General features: G+C 59.4%; 18 protein-coding genes. 16 read left to right on the plus strand and 2 right to left on the minus strand.

Going from position 1 to position 15706, the window contains the following annotated elements; all coding sequences use genetic code 11:
* Positions 1-181: 181 nt before the first annotated feature.
* The 15 genes from HUV30_RS16985 (at position 182) to HUV30_RS17055 (ending at position 12279) form a co-directional block, all read left to right on the plus strand.
* On the plus strand, positions 182-919 hold the full coding sequence (locus tag HUV30_RS16985; protein WP_174406692.1) for a phosphate propanoyltransferase: 738 nt from the start codon (positions 182-184) through the stop codon (positions 917-919).
* Entirely contained in the window at positions 888-1733 is an 846-nt protein-coding gene (gene eutJ, locus HUV30_RS16990; RefSeq protein WP_243452230.1) for an ethanolamine utilization protein EutJ, read from the plus strand. Before HUV30_RS16985 ends, eutJ begins: the two co-directional genes overlap by 32 nt.
* Before the next feature lie 21 nt (positions 1734-1754).
* Positions 1755-2348 (plus strand): hypothetical protein, encoded by a 594-nt coding sequence (locus HUV30_RS16995; RefSeq protein ID WP_243452231.1) that lies wholly within the window; start codon positions 1755-1757, stop codon positions 2346-2348.
* A 12-nt stretch (positions 2349-2360) separates the two neighbouring features.
* Positions 2361-2624 (plus strand): EutN/CcmL family microcompartment protein, encoded by a 264-nt coding sequence (locus tag HUV30_RS17000; protein WP_174406693.1) that lies wholly within the window; start codon positions 2361-2363, stop codon positions 2622-2624.
* An 18-nt stretch (positions 2625-2642) separates the two neighbouring features.
* Positions 2643-3191 (plus strand): BMC domain-containing protein, encoded by a 549-nt coding sequence (locus HUV30_RS17005; RefSeq protein WP_174406694.1) that lies wholly within the window; start codon positions 2643-2645, stop codon positions 3189-3191.
* Positions 3192-3193: 2 nt separating this feature from the next.
* Positions 3194-3565: a hypothetical protein gene (locus HUV30_RS17010; RefSeq protein WP_174406695.1), complete on the plus strand. Its 372-nt coding sequence runs from the start codon at positions 3194-3196 to the stop codon at positions 3563-3565.
* 38 nt (positions 3566-3603) lie between these two features.
* Positions 3604-3885, plus strand: coding sequence for an ethanolamine utilization microcompartment protein EutM (gene eutM, locus HUV30_RS17015; protein ID WP_243452247.1), 282 nt, complete (start codon positions 3604-3606; stop codon positions 3883-3885).
* Positions 3886-3980: 95 nt separating this feature from the next.
* Positions 3981-5090 carry a 1-propanol dehydrogenase PduQ gene (locus HUV30_RS17020; protein ID WP_174406697.1) on the plus strand — a complete coding sequence of 370 codons (1110 nt, stop codon included), beginning with the start codon at positions 3981-3983 and terminating at the stop codon, positions 5088-5090.
* A gap of 68 nt (positions 5091-5158) precedes the next feature.
* Complete coding sequence (locus tag HUV30_RS17025; RefSeq protein WP_243452232.1) at positions 5159-6529, plus strand: SLBB domain-containing protein; 1371 nt, start codon at positions 5159-5161, stop codon at positions 6527-6529.
* Between the two features lie 15 nt (positions 6530-6544).
* The gene (locus HUV30_RS17030; RefSeq protein ID WP_174406698.1) at positions 6545-7096 is read left to right on the plus strand and encodes a BMC domain-containing protein; all 552 of its coding nucleotides are present in this window, start codon (positions 6545-6547) and stop codon (positions 7094-7096) included.
* Positions 7097-7389: 293 nt separating this feature from the next.
* Positions 7390-7749: a BMC domain-containing protein gene (locus tag HUV30_RS17035; protein ID WP_174406699.1), complete on the plus strand. Its 360-nt coding sequence runs from the start codon at positions 7390-7392 to the stop codon at positions 7747-7749.
* A gap of 20 nt (positions 7750-7769) precedes the next feature.
* Positions 7770-8192, plus strand: a complete 423-nt coding sequence (locus HUV30_RS17040) for a EutP/PduV family microcompartment system protein (RefSeq protein WP_174406700.1) — start codon at positions 7770-7772, stop codon at positions 8190-8192.
* A gap of 232 nt (positions 8193-8424) precedes the next feature.
* Positions 8425-9084: a Crp/Fnr family transcriptional regulator gene (locus tag HUV30_RS17045; RefSeq protein WP_174406701.1), complete on the plus strand. Its 660-nt coding sequence runs from the start codon at positions 8425-8427 to the stop codon at positions 9082-9084.
* Between the two features lie 336 nt (positions 9085-9420).
* On the plus strand, positions 9421-11298 hold the full coding sequence (gene cooS, locus HUV30_RS17050; RefSeq protein WP_174406702.1) for an anaerobic carbon-monoxide dehydrogenase catalytic subunit: 1878 nt from the start codon (positions 9421-9423) through the stop codon (positions 11296-11298).
* Between the two features lie 195 nt (positions 11299-11493).
* Positions 11494-12279 (plus strand): ATP-binding protein, encoded by a 786-nt coding sequence (locus tag HUV30_RS17055; protein WP_174406703.1) that lies wholly within the window; start codon positions 11494-11496, stop codon positions 12277-12279.
* A 250-nt stretch (positions 12280-12529) separates the two neighbouring features.
* On the opposite strand, the gene HUV30_RS17060 is transcribed toward HUV30_RS17055, so the two are convergent.
* Together HUV30_RS17060 and HUV30_RS17065 are read right to left on the minus strand one after the other, a co-directional pair.
* Entirely contained in the window at positions 12530-13960 is a 1431-nt protein-coding gene (locus tag HUV30_RS17060) for a HAMP domain-containing sensor histidine kinase (RefSeq protein WP_174406704.1), read from the minus strand.
* Positions 13957-14709, minus strand: a complete 753-nt coding sequence (locus HUV30_RS17065; protein WP_174406705.1) for a response regulator transcription factor — start codon at positions 14707-14709, stop codon at positions 13957-13959. The genes HUV30_RS17060 and HUV30_RS17065 overlap by 4 nt, the downstream gene beginning before the upstream one ends.
* Before the next feature lie 295 nt (positions 14710-15004).
* On the opposite strand from HUV30_RS17065, the gene HUV30_RS17070 reads away from it, so the two are divergent.
* On the plus strand, positions 15005-15634 hold the full coding sequence (locus HUV30_RS17070) for an RNA polymerase sigma factor (protein WP_174406706.1): 630 nt from the start codon (positions 15005-15007) through the stop codon (positions 15632-15634).
* The last annotated feature ends 72 nt before the right edge of the window (positions 15635-15706 follow it).

Here is a 15706-nt window from a genome sequence, read left to right on the forward strand (position 1 = left end):
GCAGCACGAGGAGGGGGACGCACCCCGTCCCCCTCCGCTGCCCGCTCCCGAAAGGGGCGGACGGCATGACGATAACAGCCCCGCGGGCAACTGAAACGCAGGGCGATACCATGAACGGGCGCGTCGATAACGGCAGCACGCCCGTGAAATACCAAGCCGGTACTTCTCAAGCGGAGCGATCATGGACGAGAGAGCCATTAAAGATATTTTGGAAGGGGTACTCAAGAACGTGCTGAGCCAGATGGGTGGCCAGGCGGCGGGCCAGCCCGGATGCCAGCCCGCATACCAGCCTCACGCAGCCCCCTGCTGCGAGGGCGGCGATACCCCCATTCCGGTTGAACTTTCCGCGCGCCATGTGCACCTGAGCGAAAAGGATGCCATTGCACTGTTCGGTGCGCCTCTCACCCACGCACGCGATCTTTCCCAGCCCGGCCAGTTCCTCGCAAAGGAACGTGTGCGCCTTATCGGACCCAAGGGCGTCATGGACAACGTGGCGGTTCTCGGTCCCTCGCGCGGCAGCTCGCAGGTGGAAATTTCCAAGACCGATGCCCGTATCCTCGGCATTGACGCCCCCGTGCGCCAGTCCGGCGATACCAAATCTACCCCCGGCATCATCCTTGCCTCCCAGACCGGCATTGTGGGCCTTGAGGAAGGCGTGATCATCGCTTCCCGCCACATCCACATGCCCCCCGCAGACGCGAAGAAACTCTGCGTAGCCGACGGCGATCTGGTGAGCGTGCGCATTGACGGCGACCGTCCTCTGGTACTCGAAGATGTTCTGATCCGCGTGAACGAACAGTTCAAGCTGGCCATGCACATCGACCCCGACGAAGGCAACAGCGCCGGTTGGAACTCCAAGGTAAACGGCAGAATAATCAGCAGGAAGAATGGTGCGGTACATGGACTTTGCAGCCATTGATAGCCAGATCAGCGCCCTTGAGCAGTGCATCGCCAATACCGTTCCGGTAAGCGCCGATGAAAAGCTGCACGTGGGTGTTGACCTTGGCACGGCCTACATCGTGGTCGTGGTGCTGAACGGCGCCAAGGAACCCGTGGCCTGTGCCATGGAGTTCGCGCAGGTCATCAAGGACGGCCTTGTGGTGGACTACATCGGTGCTACCCGCATTGTTCGCAAGCTGGTGAACGAAATTGAAGAGCGGCTGGGTCGGCAACTGACCCACGCCGCCATCGCCGTGCCTCCCGGTACCGGTGAAAAGGACTGCGGCACCCACCGCCATGTGGTGGAAGGTGCAGGGCTGGAGGTCACCACCATTCTGGACGAACCCACCGCAGCCAATGCCGTGCTCGGCGTGGACAACGGCGTGATCGTGGATATCGGCGGCGGCACCACGGGCCTTTCCGTTCTCGAAGACGGCAAGGTGACCTATGTGGCCGACGAGCCCACCGGTGGTACCCATGTGAGCCTTGTGCTTGCAGGCAACATGGGCATTCCCTTCGAAGAGGCTGAAAAGCTGAAGAAGGAAGCCGACCGCCAGACCGACGTGCTGGTTGTGGTGCGTCCCGTCATTCAGAAGATGGCCTCCATCATCAACAGGCACATTCAGGGGCGCGACATTGCGGGCATCTACCTTGTGGGCGGCACTTGCTGCCTGAAGAACATGGAAGCCGTCATTGCTAAGGATACCGGCAAGCCGGTGTACAAGCCTGCCAACCCGTTCCTTGTCACCCCACTGGGCATTGCCCTGAACTGTTACGCGCAGAGCCCCGCATAGCGGGCTGCGCAGGAGATAGTCATGGATGTGAACGAACTTGTCAGCACCATAGCGCGCGAAGTGCTCAAGCAGCTGAACGGCAGACCGGAAAAGCCCTGCGTCATGATTCTCGGCGCACGCGATGCCAAGGTTGCCGCCAAGGTGCAGGCGCATCTCGATGAAGAGGCGGATTTTGTCTACTTCATGGAGCCCACCAACGGCCGCACCCCCTCGCGCTACATCCTGCCGCACCTGTGCTGCGCTTCCATGGCCGACCTTGCTCTGGGCCGCGCTTCCGGTTCCCTTATGACCGAGGTGCTGCGCCTGCTGCTCTCCGGCGTGAAGATCGAGACGCTGGAGTTCGGCTACAAGGCATACGCCGAAACCGCCCCCGACAGCCTGTACAAGCTGTATGAGTCGTACGAGAAGACGCTGGCGGGATACGGCCTGAAGGAATTCAGCAGAAAGCGCCCGGACGCTGTCCGGTTCCGCGAAAGCCTGGTGACGGAAAAAGACGTTGCCGGGGCTGCAGAAAAAGGGGCCACCACCCTCATGGTGTCTGCGGCGGCGGTGGTAACACCCCTTGCCGTGGAAGCGGCTAAGAACATGAATATCAACATTGTCAAAGGCTTCTAGGGTGGTACGCGTATGATGATCGGCAGGGTTATCGGTAATATCTGGGCCACGCGGAAGGAAGATTCCCTCAACGGGCTCAAGCTCATGATCGTGCAGCGGCTTGATACCGTGAACGGTGAGAGCCTTGAGAACTTCGTGGCTGTGGACTGTGTGGGTTCCGGTATCGGCGACAAGGTGCTGATAACCACCGGCAGCTCGGCCCGCAAGGCGCTGCGCAATCCCGAATCCCCTGTGGATGCATCCATCGTCGGCATCATCGACGAAGACAAGGACTAGGTCCGGGGCGAGGCAGGCATGGATACTCTTGGCGTGGTGGAAAGCCGTAGCATAGCAGGCGGAGCAGTGATCGCGGACAGCATGGTCAAGTCGGCGGACGTGGAACTCGTCCGCGCGTCGACCATCTGCTCCGGCCGGTACCTGATCTTTGTCGCGGGCGACAGGCAGGCCGTGCACACGGCCGTGGAAACTGCGCGCGAATCCGGCCGCACCCTTTCCGGCAGCTTTGTCATCTCCAACGTGTCCCCGCAGGTGCTGGACGCGCTGAAGAAAAGCTCTGCCGCAAACGAGCACGATGCGCTCGGTGTCATCGAATGCCGCAACGTATCGTCCGGCATCAACGCGGCAGACTGCGCCGTAAAGCGCTCCGCCGTGCAGCTGGCCCGTCTGGTCACGGGGCAGGGCATAAACGGCAAATCATATTTTGTGCTCAGCGGAGACGTTGCCTCCGTTGAGGAGGCCGCAGAGGCGGCTAAATCGGCTCTGGGCCAGAACCTTGTCGATGCGGTGGTGATTCCCCGTCCCTCCGCTTCGGTCGTCAGGGCCTTAACAAGCGGTGTGAGGTAACCATGAAAAAGAAACTGGTGGAAAAAGACGGAATCGATGCCTGCATCTGCAAGGCAACGGGAAAGGTCTATGTCGACGGCTCCATCATCCTCACGGCCGGTGCCAAGGATGAACTGAGCAAGCGCGGCATCGCCATTGTCTACGGTCCCAAGCCTGAGGCTGCTGCGTGCCCTCCCGGCTGCACCTGCGAGGCATGCGCTGCCAAGGCGCATTCCTGCCCGCCCGGATGCACCTGTGCCGCCTGCACGGCTGACCTTGAGCGGCTCATGCTCGGCGTGGCCGCCATGCTGAAGACGGAATACGGGGTTGACGATCTGGAAAAGCTGCAGGCCATCAGCTGGCAGGTTGCCAAGACCATTCGTGAAAACATCTGATTCGGAATTTACTGAGTAAAAAAGGATAGAAGGAGAAAATTATGCTTAACGCACTGGGTATGATTGAAACCAAGGGCCTTGTCGGCGCCATTGAAGCCGCTGATGCCATGGTAAAGGCTGCCAACGTTGAACTCGTGGGCCGGGAACAGGTTGGCGGCGGTCTCGTGACCGTTATGGTCCGCGGCGACGTGGGTGCCGTGAAGGCTGCTACCGACGCAGGTGCGGCTGCTGCCGACCGTGTAGGTGAACTGGTGAGCGTGCATGTTATTCCCCGTCCGCACAACGAAGTGGAACTGATTCTGCCCAAGTGCGGCAAGTAGCAGTTTTCGAGGCCCGGGCCGGAGCCTGCTCCGGCCCGCCTTGCTCCCGGTTATTCATTTGACATAATGTTTTCTACAAGTTGGAGATTTCGAGGGTGACACAGTTCTACGGAAAAACCAAAATCTGCTATGGCGAAGATGCCCTTGAGACCCTCGAGCATCTGCCTGCAAAGCAGGCCTTCATCGTGACGGACCCCTTCATGGTGAAGACCGGCTTTATCGACCGCATCAAGAGCCATCTGGACCGCGTTGGCGTAGCCCACCGCACCTTTGACGGTGTGGAGCCCGATCCTTCGCTGGAAACGGTGACCAAGGGAACCAGACTCTTCATGCAAGATCAGGCCGACGCGGTTATCGCCCTTGGTGGCGGTTCCGCCATCGATGCTGCCAAGGCCATCATGTATTTTGCTTACAAGGCGGGCGGCGAGGTGAAAAAGCCTCTGCTGGTCGCCATACCCACTACCAGCGGAACCGGTTCTGAAGTAACCGCCATTTCCGTGGTGACGGACAAGGTCAACGAGGTGAAGATTCCCCTCAACGACGAGCTCCTCATCCCCGACATGGCCATTCTGGATGCCCGCTTTACCCGTACTGTGCCTCCGCACGTGACGGCATCCACCGGCATGGACGTGCTCACGCACGCCATTGAGGCGTATACTTCCCGCAAGGCCAATGCCTTTACGACCATCTATGCGGAACACGCCATCCGTTACGTTTTCAAATATCTGCTGCGGGCCTACCGCCACGGCGACGACATGGAAGCACGCGAAAACATGCTCCTTGCCTCGTGCATGGCCGGCATGGCCTTCAACAACAGCGGTCTGGGCATTACGCACAGCATCGCGCACAGCCTTGGCGGCCTGTTCCACGTGCCGCACGGCCTTGCAAACTCCGTTGTGCTTCCCTTCGTCATCCGCTTCAACAGCTTTGACGTGGGCATGAAGTACCGCGAAATTGCCGAAATTCTCGGCCTTCCCAGCTCCTCGGTTGAAGAGGGTACCACCAGCCTTATCAAGGCCGTGTGCGACCTCAACGAGGCCATGGGCATTCCCGCCAGAATCGGTGCCCTGAAGATTGATGAATCCGCCTTCCGCGCGCATCTGGATACCATGTCCAGAAACGTGCTCGAAGACATCTGCACGGCCGGTAATCCCAGAAGACCGTCGCAGGACAATATCAGGCTGCTCCTTGAGCAGGCCTGGTAGGAGTTTGATTACATCCCCATTGCATGAATAGCCGCCGCATCCGTCAGAGCCAAGGGTCGGACAGACGGATGCGCGGCGAAACGGGCCGGTTTGCCACCGGTGAGGGCAGTTCCGTGGGAGAACAGATAGTAGATATTATCAGGAATGCAGGCGTTGTCGGTGCTGGCGGCGCGGGGCTTCCTACACATGTGAAGGCCGCCGCCACGGTTGATACCGTGTTGGTGAACGGGGCCTCCTGTGAGCCGTTGCTCATGAGCGACCCGTATCTTCTGGAAGCGGAAATTGAGAACGTCATCCGCGGTCTCAAGGCCGTTATGGACTGTACCAAGGCTTCCAGAGGCATCATCTGCCTGAAAGGCAAGCACGCCAAGGCATTTGCCGTTGTGCGTGAGGCGGTTGCCCGCCACGCCGGAGAAGGGCTGGAAGCCTTTGAACTCAGAGATTTTTACCCCGCAGGTGACGAGCATGTGCTCGTGCATGAAGTGCTGGGCAAAACCGTGCCCGAACGCGGCATTCCGCTGCAGATAGGCGCGGTGGTGAGCAACGTAGAGTCGCTCTACAACATTGCGCTGGCCATGGACGGCAAGCCCGTTACCCACCGTTATCTCACCATCACCGGCGAGATTGCGCACCCCATGGTCGTCAAGGTGCCCGTGGGCACGCTTGTTTCCGACGTTATCGCCTTTGCGGGCGGTGCCACCATTGCCGACTACCGCGTGGTGGACGGCGGCCCCATGATGGGCCGCGTGCTGCCCGATGTGCACCAGCCCGTGACCAAGACCACCAGCGGACTCATTCTGCTGCCGCCCACCCACACCGTGGTTGCGGGCAAGGTCATGGACCCTGCGCGCATCCGCCGCATCACCAATTCCGTATGCTGTCAGTGTACCCGCTGCACGGACCTGTGCCCCCGCAATCTGCTCGGACACTCCCTGCACCCGCACAAGCTCATGCGGATTCCTGAAAGCCTTGTGGCATCCAGCCCCATCGCCCGTGAAGCGCTGCTGTGTTCCGAATGCGGCATCTGCGAAAAGTTTGCATGCCCCATGATGGTTTCGCCCCGCGAAGTGAACGCCCAGATCAAAAAGGTGCTCATGCGCGAAGGCGCGAAGTGGGAATCCTCCGGCAAGGAGCTGGTGGCCAACCCCTTCCGCAACAGCCGTCAGGTACCCACCATGCGGCTCATTCAGCGGCTCGATCTTGAAAAGTACTACTCCCACACGGAGTATGCCGGAGAGTTCACTCCTTCCGTTGTGCATATCCGCCTTGGTCAGCACATCGGTGCGCCCGCAGCCTGTACCGTTGCCGTGGGCAACAAGGTGCAGCAGGGCGACCTCATCGGCGAGATTCCGGAAAAGGCCATGGGCGCCCGCATCCATGCGAGCATCAGCGGCACCGTAGAAGCCATCGCGGATGGCGTGGTAACCATCAGGGCTTAGGATCAGGTGAATACTATGAATTTGCGCACTATCGGCTGTGTAGAACTGAACAGCGTGGCTCTGGGCATGCAGGCCGCAGACGCCATGGTCAAGGCTGCGGAAGTGGAAATCGTTCTGGCGCGTCCCACCTGTCCGGGCCGCTACCTTATTATAGTCACCGGCGATACCGGTGCCGTGAAGAGCTCCGTGGAAGCAGGCCGCGCCATCAGCAAGGACATGCTCGTGGACTGGTTCACCATTCCCAGCGTGCACCCCGACGTTATTCCCGCTCTCAGCGGCACGGCTCAGACCTCTGAGATCAACGCACTGGGTATCATCGAAACCTGCACCGCCGCCTCCTGCATTCTGGCTGCGGATGCCGCCGCCAAGTCCGGTCAGGTCTGGCTGCTGGAAATCCGCATTGCCGCAGGTCTCGCAGGCAAGGCCTTCGTGGTCATGACCGGCGATGTGGCCTCCGTGGAATCTTCCGTGGAAGCCGGTGTGGCAGGCGTTGCAGAAGCAGGCCCCGTACTCAGCCACGTGGTTATTCCTTCCCCCAGCGAAGGCCTGAAGGCCCAGCTGCTGTAGGAACGGGTTTCAGTATTGTTTTCGCCTCCGGCGGGCAGGGGGCACGCGCCCCCTGCACCCGGCGGATGAGGACAGTAGTACGAGGATAACTGAACCCCACTCCGGCTTCGGCTCAATAAGGGCTGAATACGGGCTGGGGCGATGATACGCCGGGATTGGGGTATACCCGCTCAGGCGACATCCCCAATCGGGGGTGCAGGGGCCTCAGGTCCCTGCCGGGTGCGGGCAGAGCCCCCCCGCCGGAGGCATATGCATATGCACAGGTACCTTGCTCTTCAAACTGGAGAACGGACATGACCATACTTTCAGACGAACCCAAACAGCGTGTCATTCAGGAATATGTTCCGGGCAAGCAGATCACGTTGGCACATGTGATCGCCAGCCCCCAGAAGAGCATCTACCTGAAACTGGGGTTGGACAACGAGGCGTGCGATGCCATCGGCCTGCTGACCATCACGCCCAGCGAAGGCGTGATTATCGCTGCGGATATCGCCACCAAGGCGGCCGGAGTGGATATCGGTTTTCTGGACCGTTTCGGCGGCTCGCTGATGATCACCGGCGACGTTGCCAGTGTGGAAGCCGCCCTGCGCGCTGTGCTGGCATACTTTGACGGCGTGCTGCGCTATGCATCCGTCCCCATGACCCGTTCCTAGTCCCCCTCAGGCTACGTACGATGAAGAGAACCATGCTCATTGGCGAGACAGGGGCGGGCAAAAGCTCGCTCATCAGTGCGCTTTCCGGTGAGCATTTTGTTTCCCGCAGGCCCATGGCGCTGGAATTCTGTGGTCCCTTCATCAACACTCCCGGCGAGTTTCTCGAAAACCGCCGCTTCTACCACGCCCTCATCACCACCGCTGCCGACTGCGAAATCCTGCTCATGGTGCAGGATGCCACCCGCAGAGCGAGCGTCTTCCCCCCCCAGTTTGCTCCCATTTTCAACCGCACTGTCCTTGGTGTGGTCACCAATACGGATGCCCCTGACGCCAACCCTGAACGCGCAGAGCGTTTTCTGCACTCCGCCGGTGCCCGCGAGATGTACCGCGTGAGCACCGCCACCGGCGAAGGCCTTGCCGCCCTCTGGCAACGGTTGGGATAGGGGTAGGCAACAGGCTCTGTCTGCTGATACTGCCCACCGGTATTGCCCGCCGGTCGTTCGTCTCTTCATCTCCTCAATGCCTTTGCGTATGCCCGAACCCGCCGGATAATGTCGTAGGGGAGCTGTATCCGGCATGTCGTGGTGCTTTTTAGCTGTACTTTTGCCTCCGTATGTAGAACTATTCAAAATACATGTGCTCCATTGAGCATATGCATGATCACTGGAGGCGTGCATGAAATTTTCCGGCGTCAACCTGCTGGATGAACTGGCAAAAGAGGAACTTTCCGGCCTGCGGGCTGTGTTCCACGAGCGCTCTTTTCCCAAAGGGCAGGTCATCTATGCGGCTGAGACGGATGAGAACACGGTTTTCGTCATCGCCCGTGGCAGAGTGCGGGTATATCTGGCTTATGAAGACAAGGAATTCACCCTCGGGTTTCTTGAGAGGGGCGATATCTATTCCACTCACGCCGGGTGCTTTGCGCAGGCCATGGACGATACCTTGCTGCTGACAACGGACGTGCAGTCCGTGAAGCGGGTCATGGTCGAGGTGCCGTTATTCACCCGCACCATGGTCAGGGTGCTCGGCAATATTCTGAACAACTCCTTTTCCATAATCGGCGGTCTGGCCTTCAAGGATATCTACAAGCGCCTTATCGGTTTCATTCTTGATGAGGCGAAACGGAACGGCGTGCCGGAGGCGGACGGCGTGGATCTTACGATTGATCTGACCATCGAGCAGCTTGCCCAGCTGATGGGGGCGACCCGCCAGACGGTTTCCACGCTGCTGAACGACATGGTGCGTGCCGAGCTTATGCAGAAGCGCGGCAGGGGCCGATATTTCATTCCCAGCATGGCCGCTCTTGAGCGAGCGGCGGGTGCCTCAAGCATGTGATTATGGAGCCTCCCGGCAAGGGAGGCTTTTTTTATGCAATTGGCCGCTGATGTGCCTGCCGGAAGTCTGGCTTGGTGGTAATTCAAGTTTTTGCAAAACGACCATCATTAATCCGATGATTGAGCCAATAGTCCGAGATGTATCGCTTATACAGGGTGCGGGGGGATTATCCTCCCTGCCTGCCGGAGGCAAAAAAGAACAAAGCGGCCAGAGATGTCGGCTAGCCGACATACGCGGAACTGTTTTCACGATAGAGTGGGGGCTGGAATATGGATAGTGCCGTTTTTTAGACAACAGGGGGGTGGTGCTCCCTGAAGCCGAGACAAGGAGGCGTGTATGGCAAGGGAACCGAAACCTATTGATGAATTGACCATATGGGACGATGCAAAGGCCATGATCCGCAAGGGGCGGGCCGAAGGCATTGAAACCGTGCATGAGCGGCTGGCGCAGCAGACCCCGCATTGCAAATTCTGCGAGCTGGGAACGACCTGCCGCAACTGTACTATGGGGCCGTGCCGCATCAGCGAGAAGATGCCCCGCGGCGTGTGCGGCGCAGACGCTCACGTGGTGGTCGCCCGTAACTTCGGACGCTTTATCGCCGGTGGTGCGGCAGGGCATTCGGACCACGGACGCGATCTTATCGAAGTGCTGGAAGCCATTGTGGAAGGCGAAACCGGGGATTATCGCATCACCGACGAGGCAAAGCTGCGTGCCATTGCCGCCGAGGTGGGCGTGCAGACCGAAGGCCGCGCCGTCATGGATGTGGCCCGTGATGTGATGGAAGTTTTTTACGGCGACTTCGGCAGCCGCAAGAAGGAAGTTGCCTTCCTCTCCCGCGTGCCGCAGAAGCGCAAGGACATCTGGAACAAGCTGGGCATGACTCCGCGCGGTGTTGACCGCGAAATCGCGGAAATGATGCACCGCACGCACATGGGCTGCGACAACGATGCGCCCAACACCCTCATTCATGCGGCCCGCACTGCGCTGGCGGACGGCTGGTCCGGTTCCATGATCGGCACCGAGCTGTCTGACGTGATCTTCGGCACGCCCACGCCCAGAATGTCCACGGCGAACCTTGGCGTCATCAAGAAGGATCAGGTCAACATTCTGGTGCACGGGCACAATCCCGTGGTTTCCGAAATGATTCTGGCTGCCGCACGCGAGCCGGAAATGGTCGCAAAGGCCAAGGCGCTGGGCGCAACCGGCATTAATGTTGCGGGCCTGTGCTGCACCGGCAACGAGCTGCTCATGCGGCAGGGTATTCCCATGGCGGGCAACCACCTCATGACCGAGCTGGCCATTATTACCGGCGCTGTGGAAGCCATTGTGGTGGACTACCAGTGCATCATGCCCAGTCTTGTGCAGATTTCCGGCTGCTACCACACCAAGTTCATCGATACCGCCCAGAAGGCGCGCTTCACCGGCGGCATCCACTTCGACATTCATCCGCACAACGCGCTGTCAGAGGCCCGTAAGATCGTGGAAATTGCCGTCAACGCCTTTGCGGAACGCGATGCTCCCCGCGTGGACATTCCCTGCGAGCCTGTGGAAATCATGACCGGCTTCTCAAACGAGGCCATAATCGGTGCGTTGGGCGGTTCGCTCGACCCGCTGGTGCAGGCCATTGCCAGCGGCGAAATCCGCGGTGCCGTGGGCATTGTGGGCTGCAACAACCCCAAGTTCAAGCAGGACTCCATGAACGTGGGGCTGGCCAAGGAACTGATCAAGCGCGACATTCTTGTCCTTGCAACCGGCTGTGTCACCACGGCGGCGGGCAAGGCAGGGTTGCTGGTTCCGCAGGCCATAGACATGGCAGGTCCGGGGCTGAAAAAGGTGTGCGGTGCTCTGGGCATTCCGCCGGTGCTTCACTACGGGTCCTGTGTGGATAACTCGCGCATCATGCAGCTGTGCGCCGCGCTGGCCAACGCGCTTGGCGTGGATATCTCTGATTTGCCGGTGGGTGCCTCTTCGCCGGAATGGTATTCGGAAAAGGCTGCTGCCATCGGCCTGTATGCCGTGGCCAGCGGTATCTATACCCATCTCGGGCATCCTCCCAACATCCTTGGCTCCACGGTCGTGACGGATCTTGCCGTCTCCGGCCTTGAAGGGCTGGTGGGTGCCTCCTTCTTCATCGAGCCTGACCCGGTGAAGACGGCCGAGATGTTCGATATTCGCATCAGAGCAAAGCGCAAGGCGCTCGGACTGAGCGAATAGAAGGGTACTGCGGGGCGAAACCTCCTTCGCCCCGCAGTTGACCTTGCGCCCCCGTGCGGGTTGTACGGCAGGGGCCGTTCCTGCCGGGAGCCAACTCTCTGACTCTTTGTGGTAGGGAGGCGCCGGATGATACGGAATGCGGGGCGCATACAGGCGGGCAAAGCAGCCTGCGGTTCAATCAGGCGGTGGTGAATCATGAAAATAGCGTTTGCAGGCAAAGGCGGGGTGGGCAAAACTTCCCTCGCGGCGTGGACGGCAGACTGGCTGGCACGGTCCGGCAAAAATGTGTGGATGGTGGACGCGGATACGGCGCTCTCGCTCGGTCAGGCTTCCGGCCTGTCACCGCAGGCGTTGCCGGAGCCGCTCATCAGGCGGGCCGATCTGGTGCGTGACCGCATCCACGCGGACGGCTTTCTCAAACTGAATCCTGACGTGGGCGACCTGCCGGAATCCCTTGCCGTGGATGTGCCTCTGGGAGGCCCCGCCCTTGATGGCGTGACAGCAGGCCGCAAGCGGTTGCTGGTCATGGGGGCCGTTACCAATGCGGGCGGCGGATGCGCCTGTGATGCCAACGCCCTGCTCAAGGCTGTGCTGGCTCACCTGATCGTGGAACGCGACGAGTGGGTCATTGTGGATCTTGAGGCCGGTGTGGAACATCTGGGGCGCGGCACCGTTGCCCATGTGGACGGGCTGATAGTTGTGAGCGAACCTTCCATGCGCAGCCTGCAGACGGGCGCAGAGGTGGGGCGCATGGCCCGTGATCTGGGCCTGAAACGTCAGGTGCTCGCGCTGAACCGTTTTCGCGGGGGGCAGGTACCTTCTCTGGACGGCCTGCCGGAATCCTGCGTGACCATTCCGCAGATGGACGGCCTGATGGACAGGCAGATGCAGGACGCATCGGTTCTGGGACTGCCTGAAGCGGCGCAGCTGGATGGCTATGTGCAGGACTGTCTGGACAGGCTTGCGGCGCAGGCTGAGTAGGTATCCTGCAAACAGCAAGGGAGGAGTGTCCCTCGTATTCGGGGTAATGACAAACCCTCATTTTCAGTAACGCCGCATTCCCGTTAAGCCGGAGAAGAGGTCCAATAAACGGATTCTCGTCGCTTATACGAGGTGCAGGAACGTTAGGTTCCTGCCCGGCGGAGCCAAAAACTATCAGAAATGGTTTTGTCGGCAGTTTGAAAGGGAGGGTTGCCCCTCCCTTTTTCATGCCTGCAAATCGGCTGTCCGATCAGGAAAATTGTACGGCCAGACGGCGAACTGCGGTTTCTTCGTTTCTTCTTTTGGTTACGGGCAGCCGGATGGAGACCACAAAGCCCCCTTCGGGGTTGTTTTCGCCGATCACGGAGCCACCGTGCCGCATGGCCACGTGGCGGGTAATGGCGAGCCCCAGCCCTTTGCCTTCCAGCCCGTGCGATGATGAGCCTCGCACAAAGGGGCGGAAAATGCTCTGCAACTCTTCCTGCGGTACGCCTGAGCCTTTGTCAGCAATGCGGATAATGGCTTCGTCGCGTCCGGCATGTTCGGCAAATGCCATGTTTACGCTCACGGCCGTATCCTGCGGAGTGTGGCGGACGCCGTTGCGGATGACATTCTCTAACATGCGGTAGAGTGTTTCGCGGTTGCCGGTTATCTCCACATGCTCGGGCAGGGGGCCGCATTCCACACGCTTGCCGGATGCTTCTGCCTCGAAACGGGAGTCTGCCGCAACCTGCCGGACAAGATCGGTGAGGCTCACCTGTTCTTCTCTATGCGCGGGGCGCTGGCAGCGGGCAAGCTCGAGCATCTCGTTGGAGAGTGTGCCCAGTCTGTCTGCATCGCGCCGTATGCGTGTAATAAGGCGAGCGGTTTCCGGCGGAACCGAGCGGCCTGCCAGCTCAACCGCGAGCGACATGCGCGAGAGCGGTGAGCGCATTTCGTGGGAAATTTCACCGAACAATCGTTGCTGTTCCGCATGCAGCCGCCCCATGTGTTCCGCCATGGAATTGAATTCGTATGCCAGCTTGGCAAGCTCGTCGCCCTTGAACCGTTTGTCCATGTTCACGCGTGCGTCGTATTCGCCGCGTGCAAACCGCCGCAGGGCTTTGCGCATCTCACGCGCCGGATGCTCGGTAAAGCGCAGCAGCAAGAAGACCAGTCCGGCGGCCAGAACCAGGGCAAGAATGCGGAAGCCTGTCCACGAGACTGTGTATACCTCGCTTATGGCGTTGTGCCGGCTAAGACTTTCGGCAATGAAATAGAGTTCACCGTCATCCGCCGTAAAGGGCATGGCGTTGTCGAGGCGTCCCTCACGTTCCCCTGCGCTGTGATGCAGCAGGGGCATGTCTCCGGTCAGTTCGCCGGTTCGGTATGCTTCTTCGGCCAGCATGACCAGTTCCGGATCGTTATCCGTGGCATAGACGAGGTGCATGTTGCGGTCGAACAGCATGTAGGCCGCACCGTTGGTGATGGCAGATGGAAGCTGTGCCCGCAGATCATGGGGTGTGCGGGAATGGTTGAGCAGCAGGTTGCCTGCCAGAATAAGCTCCCGCATGGTATTCTGCCGCATGCGGGTGGCCATGGGGCCCCGTTCGAGCACGCGGGTGCAGAAGAACAGGGACAGGCTGAGGATGCCAATGGCAACAAGCACTGCCGTCACTATTCTGAGCAGCCACGTTCTCACTGGATGCCTCCGTTCACGCGCACGAATGCCGCAGGGCCGGAGGTTTTCTGGGCCGGTTCCGAGAAGTGGTAGAAATACCCTGCGCCCCGCACGGTGATAATGCGCTCGCCGCCGCTGGGGGCGGGGCCGAGTTTTCTGCGGATGTTGCTCATATGCACATCTATGCTGCGGTCATACGGGGCCAGCTCCCGCCCGAGGGCGCGGAGCGAAATATCCTCGCGCGAGACGGTGTTGCCGCCTGCATCAAGCAGCATTTCCAGAATGGTGTATTCCGCAAAGGTGAGCATGACGGGCTCGCCTTTGCAGTGAACGGAGCGTGCGCCTCTGTCCATGAGCAGGTCGTCTATGGCTATCTGTCTTCCCTGAACGGGGGCAGCGGCCCGTGCCAGCCTGCTGCGTCGCAGCACCGAGCGCATTCTTGCCAGCAGTTCGCGTGGAACGAACGGTTTGGGCAGGTAATCATCCGCCCCCATTTCCAGCCCCACGATGCGATCAACATTTTCCGCCCTGCCGGTGAGCATGATGACCGGAACCTGTGAGCAGGAACGAATTTCCGCCAGCACATCAAATCCGTTGGTGTCCGGCAGGCCCACATCAAGCAGGACAAGGTCGTTGTTACCGGAGCCGAGCATGGAGAGTCCGTCCAGACCCGAGCCCGCAATGCGCAGGGTAAAGCCTTCCGGTGCCAGATAATCGCCGAGCATGGAGGCAAGTTCCATGTCGTCATCAATAAGAAGTATAGTATGCATGCCGTTTCCCCTGAGATGTGGCACATTTTTCCCTGTGATCGCTTGTAAGAAAGGCGTGCAAAATCGGCACCATCCTTCCCGTTTGCAATATCAAGAATTGTTAAGGCGTATTTTGCATTGCTAAATGCATTCTTATGCGTTGCTTAAGAGACTCCGCTGCGAGAAATGCATATGTAATCAATACGGGAAACAAGTGGATATGGTTACACCAGTGTATCCATGTTCTTGAAGGAAACTCCAATAGTGGCGCATTTTTCCCGATCGCTTGCGAAAAACGTCAGTATTGGAGGCAGAAATGCACTCGTATTCCATCTCGCAGCATGATGTTGAACAACATGCACCCTGTATCTATGATACCTGCGTATCGCTGGTGTCGTCTTGTCTGCTGGGCGATTCACGGGCATGGCAGGAATTTGTGGGCACCTACAAGCCCCGTATAGTGAAGACCGTTGCATGGACTCTTTCCCGCAGCGGCGTTCGCGATTCCCTTGCCGGAGACACGGAAGACGTGGTGCAGGAGGTGTTCGTGCGCCTCGTGCGGAGCAACTACCGTCTGCTTGAAACGTGGAACCCGGAACGGGGTACCTTTCCCACCTGGCTGACGGTTGTATCCCGCAGCACCACCCTTGATTATCTGCGCGACAAACGCAGCGGCGCGACCCAACGGGCGCTTCAGACGCCTCTGGACGAGTGCCCCGAGCTGTTGCAGGAAAAGGTGCTGCCTTCCGGTGAACTGCACCTGCCGAAGGGGGTGCTGTCTCCACGCCAGCAGTCCATTCTGCATCTCATCTTTGAAAAAGATATGACGGCGGAAGAAATTGCCGCTTTTCTGGATATTCATCCGCAGACTGTACGCAGTATTCGCCACAGCGCACTGCAGAAGCTGCGTTATTACTATGAGAAAGAAGACGTGTCGTCATTTTAAGCATGCTAGATGTGTAAAGAAACGAAAAGCATCTGCTTAAGAAGTGTAAAATACAATATTTGCAACGTATAT

Source organism: Desulfovibrio subterraneus (genome assembly GCF_013340285.1).
Lineage (GTDB): Bacteria > Desulfobacterota > Desulfovibrionia > Desulfovibrionales > Desulfovibrionaceae > Halodesulfovibrio > Halodesulfovibrio subterraneus.

Bases quoted from the DNA above. Each gene is read 5' to 3' on its own strand.
- HUV30_RS16985 (WP_174406692.1), top strand. From the start codon at position 182: ATGGACGAGAGAGCCATTAAAGATATTTTGGAAGGGGTACTCAAGAAC.
- eutJ (WP_243452230.1), top strand. From the start codon at position 888: ATGGTGCGGTACATGGACTTTGCAGCCATTGATAGCCAGATCAGCGCC.
- HUV30_RS16995 (WP_243452231.1), top strand. From the start codon at position 1,755: ATGGATGTGAACGAACTTGTCAGCACCATAGCGCGCGAAGTGCTCAAG.
- HUV30_RS17000 (WP_174406693.1), top strand. From the start codon at position 2,361: ATGATGATCGGCAGGGTTATCGGTAATATCTGGGCCACGCGGAAGGAA.
- HUV30_RS17005 (WP_174406694.1), top strand. From the start codon at position 2,643: ATGGATACTCTTGGCGTGGTGGAAAGCCGTAGCATAGCAGGCGGAGCA.
- HUV30_RS17010 (WP_174406695.1), top strand. From the start codon at position 3,194: ATGAAAAAGAAACTGGTGGAAAAAGACGGAATCGATGCCTGCATCTGC.
- HUV30_RS17025 (WP_243452232.1), top strand. From the start codon at position 5,159: ATGCGCGGCGAAACGGGCCGGTTTGCCACCGGTGAGGGCAGTTCCGTG.
- HUV30_RS17030 (WP_174406698.1), top strand. From the start codon at position 6,545: ATGAATTTGCGCACTATCGGCTGTGTAGAACTGAACAGCGTGGCTCTG.
- HUV30_RS17035 (WP_174406699.1), top strand. From the start codon at position 7,390: ATGACCATACTTTCAGACGAACCCAAACAGCGTGTCATTCAGGAATAT.
- HUV30_RS17040 (WP_174406700.1), top strand. From the start codon at position 7,770: ATGAAGAGAACCATGCTCATTGGCGAGACAGGGGCGGGCAAAAGCTCG.
- HUV30_RS17045 (WP_174406701.1), top strand. From the start codon at position 8,425: ATGAAATTTTCCGGCGTCAACCTGCTGGATGAACTGGCAAAAGAGGAA.
- cooS (WP_174406702.1), top strand. From the start codon at position 9,421: ATGGCAAGGGAACCGAAACCTATTGATGAATTGACCATATGGGACGAT.
- HUV30_RS17055 (WP_174406703.1), top strand. From the start codon at position 11,494: ATGAAAATAGCGTTTGCAGGCAAAGGCGGGGTGGGCAAAACTTCCCTC.
- HUV30_RS17065 (WP_174406705.1), bottom strand. From the start codon at position 14,709: ATGCATACTATACTTCTTATTGATGACGACATGGAACTTGCCTCCATG.
- HUV30_RS17070 (WP_174406706.1), top strand. From the start codon at position 15,005: ATGCACTCGTATTCCATCTCGCAGCATGATGTTGAACAACATGCACCC.